Source organism: Pseudomonas sp. P5_A2_2, assembly GCF_054177685.1.
In genome coordinates, this window is sequence record NZ_JBGCUL010000565.1 from 1 (window position 1) to 3,007 (window position 3,007).

4 protein-coding genes and 1 pseudogene are annotated in these 3,007 nt (G+C 57.5%); 2 read left to right on the plus strand and 3 right to left on the minus strand.

Annotation, left to right across the window (positions count from 1 at the left end):
• The 3 genes from ACXRVY_RS22345 to ACXRVY_RS22355 all read right to left on the minus strand — a co-directional run.
• A partial coding sequence (locus ACXRVY_RS22345; RefSeq protein ID WP_458238261.1) for a TonB-dependent receptor plug domain-containing protein occupies positions 1-637 on the minus strand: 637 nt, incomplete at its 3' end.
• A gap of 110 nt (positions 638-747) precedes the next feature.
• Positions 748-1,149 carry a transcriptional regulator gene (locus ACXRVY_RS22350; protein ID WP_457265907.1) on the minus strand — a complete coding sequence of 134 codons (402 nt, stop codon included), beginning with the start codon at positions 1,147-1,149 and terminating at the stop codon, positions 748-750.
• Positions 1,150-1,175: 26 nt separating this feature from the next.
• Positions 1,176-2,066 carry an HpcH/HpaI aldolase/citrate lyase family protein gene (locus tag ACXRVY_RS22355; RefSeq protein WP_223458029.1) on the minus strand — a complete coding sequence of 297 codons (891 nt, stop codon included), beginning with the start codon at positions 2,064-2,066 and terminating at the stop codon, positions 1,176-1,178.
• A gap of 27 nt (positions 2,067-2,093) precedes the next feature.
• Here ACXRVY_RS22355 and ACXRVY_RS22360 point away from each other — a divergent pair, with 27 nt between their 5' ends.
• Together ACXRVY_RS22360 and ACXRVY_RS22365 are read left to right on the plus strand one after the other, a co-directional pair.
• The gene (locus ACXRVY_RS22360; RefSeq protein ID WP_223458031.1) at positions 2,094-2,405 is read left to right on the plus strand and encodes a hypothetical protein; all 312 of its coding nucleotides are present in this window, start codon (positions 2,094-2,096) and stop codon (positions 2,403-2,405) included.
• Between the two features lie 272 nt (positions 2,406-2,677).
• A pseudogene (locus tag ACXRVY_RS22365) lies at positions 2,678-3,007 on the plus strand (Y4yA family PLP-dependent enzyme); the annotation flags it as partial.

Genomic DNA, 3,007 nt, shown 5'->3' on the forward strand with positions numbered 1-3,007 from the left:
CGATGTTGATCACGCCACCGACGCCACTGTTGGGCGAGATGCCGTACATCAGCGCGCCCGGTCCCTTGAGCACTTCAACGCGCTCGGCGTACTCGGTGAATACGCGGTAGTTCGGCGCTACGCCATACACGCCATCGAACGCCAGTTCGCCCAGATTGCCTTCACCGACCGGAAAGCCACGGATGAAAAACGAGTCGACGATGCCGCCCGTCTGACCGGTGGAACGCACCGATGGATCACGTTCCAGTGCATCGGCCACGGTTACCGTTTGCAGGTCGGCCAAGGTCTTGGCGGTGTAACTGGTCACGCTGAACGGGGTGTCCATCACGTCCTTGTTGCCCAGCATGCCCAGGCGAGCTCCGCGCGCAACCTGGCCACCGGCGAACGCTTGCGGCAATGAGGTCGCGCCGTTGTAACGGGCGTTGATGTTGGTGGTGCCGAGGGTCAGCGTATCCGTGCCGTCATCGGTCGGCGTCGCAGCCGAAATGTTCGAGGTCTTGTCGGCGGCAACGGCTTGTTGCTCAGGGCTGGCGGCCCAGGCGTTGGCGCTTCCTGCGACCAAAACAAAATTCAGCATGGCGGTACGAATGGCGAGTGTTAACACGCGCTCACCGCAAGGACGACTGACAACAGGCATGACGTGAGGATCCTATTCATCAAGGGAAAATGGTAATCACTCCCATTGCCAGTCGATCTGCGAAAAAGTATCACCCTCGGTAAAGTTTTTTTGCTTCTGTGCGGCCAAGGTCAGGCATACAGGTGCTCCAGCGGTATCGCGACCACTGGCAACGCTGGGTCAAACGCGTGCCGGGTGGTCTTGTACGGAAAGATCTCGCCGCGGGCGATGGTGGTGAAAATCCGCGCTACTTCGAACGCCTGCCCGGTCTGCCAATGCCGCACACACACCCGCGGATCGGTGTAATCGAGCTGGATGCACGGCACTCGCTTCAAGCCCAACTGCAACGCCGCGTTGAAGCGATGATTGCCGTCCATCACGATGCCTCGCGAGCGCTCGACGATGATCGGTTCCAGCCAATGCCCGGCCCGGATAATCGACTCGCGCAGCATCGTCACGTTGGCCGGGTCGACCTGCTCCGATTGCAGCACTTCGCAAAGCGGCCGCAGCGCAATCTGATAACCGTGTTCCATGGTTGATCTCCTGATTCGCCGGGGATTCAGCAGGCATCTGCGCGAACAATCGGCGCGTATTGGCTGGCCACATCGAGCAGGCGCCGGGCGTGCTCGATCAGCGGCAAGTCGACCATCTCGCCATCCACTTGCACCGCGTGGCTACCGGTCGCAACCGCTCTCATCACCCGATCGGCCCACGCCAGTTGACGCGAATCCGGCAGGAAGGCGCGTTGCACTGTGGCCAGTTGCGATGGGTGGATGCACAGCTTGGCGCCAAAGCCCAGCGATCGCGCGTAATGCGAGTCCTTGGCGACCACCGCCAAATCGCTGATCGCCGGGGTGACGCCGTCGATCGGCGACGGCAAATCCGCCGTGCGCGAAGCCAGCACGATACGGTTGCGGGCGAACACAAACGCCTCGGGAATCTGGCTGCAGTTGATGTCCAGGGAGAAATCCAACGAGCCGAACGCCAGCCGCGTCAGCCCCGCAATCGCGGCAATAGATTCGACCTGTTGCAGGCCTTTGGCAGTCTCGATGATGGCAACGATCTTCAGTTCCGGTTGCCACTCCAGCAGGCACTCGACCACCCGCGTCAGCGCCTCGGGGCATTCGGCCTTGGGCAGGAAAATCCCGCTGCAACGCTCGGGGTAGCGCATGTCGCTGAGCCAGGTCAGGTCCTGGCGCAACAGCGAACTGCTCACGCTGTTCAGGCGGATGTAACGTTCGCAGGCGCCGCTCGGCGTCGCCTCTTGCCAGGCCCAGATGGCGGCGCGTGCGGCGGCTTTGCTGTCCGGATGAACGGCGTCTTCGAGATCGAGGATGATCGCGTCCGGCCCTGCTTCGACGGCTTTGGAAAACCGCTCGGGACGGTTGCCCGGCACGAACAGGTAGCTGATCGCGAGTGGGGTTTTGCTGCTGAGTCGATCGGATTGCATGGTGTTGCTCCTTGGCGTGAACCAGTCGTGATTTCTGAAAATTTTCAGGCCCCTTCAGCGGCGGATTTGCATGCTGTTCCGGGGTTTCTCGCAACAGCCCTTAACGCCTTATTGTTCAAGGATTTAAGGGACTTTTTATCTCGGGGCGAACGAGACCTTGAGCGTGTAAAAACACGTTCATGCGTTCGCCTTGAGCAGGTCTTTATTCAAAAATATTTGAAAACCTTACTTGATAATCGTTCTCGTTCGCAATATTGTTCACGCCGCCAAGAGGAACTATCCTCGCTTCAAAGCAAATCATCAGTATCTCGGGAAGTACCTGTCAGTGATGCCATTTGAATGTCAGTTACGGGTATTTACAGGGGATTGGCCCTCAACGAGTGGCCAATTAACACGTCCGTACAAACCATTATGGAATGGGATTCTCATGCAATTGTTTTGCGAACCATTTATTACGATCAGCGCTTCGAACCCAGACCCGGATTTCGCCTGGCATCCGCCTCCAAATTGTTTAGACCTCGTATCTGACGAGTAAAAAGACTACATGAATCGATAACGCTTAGTTATCGAAACATCAATAGCGACGTCATTTACGGGGCCAGGGGTTAACTATGCCTACAACAAATACACCCGCTGTTGAGCAACGAAATAAAGTTCATCATCCGGAGATGTTAAAGCCGCTGACCGACCCGCTTATTTCCACGCTCATCAATGACTTTCCGGGCACACTTAAAGACTTGGTCAAACAACACGGCTCACCATTGAATCTGGTCTGGCCCCATGCCTTTGAATTAAACACACATGCCTTGCTGGCGGTGTTGAAGCAGTACGACGTGCCTCATGCCCTTTTCTACGGGGCCAAGGCCAACAAGTCCCAGAGCATGCTCAGTGCAGCGGCAAATTCGGGGATCGGCGTTGATGTGTCGAGCATCCACGAGTTG

Bases quoted from the DNA above. Each gene is read 5' to 3' on its own strand.
- ACXRVY_RS22350 (WP_457265907.1), bottom strand. From the start codon at position 1,149: ATGGAACACGGTTATCAGATTGCGCTGCGGCCGCTTTGCGAAGTGCTG.
- ACXRVY_RS22355 (WP_223458029.1), bottom strand. From the start codon at position 2,066: ATGCAATCCGATCGACTCAGCAGCAAAACCCCACTCGCGATCAGCTAC.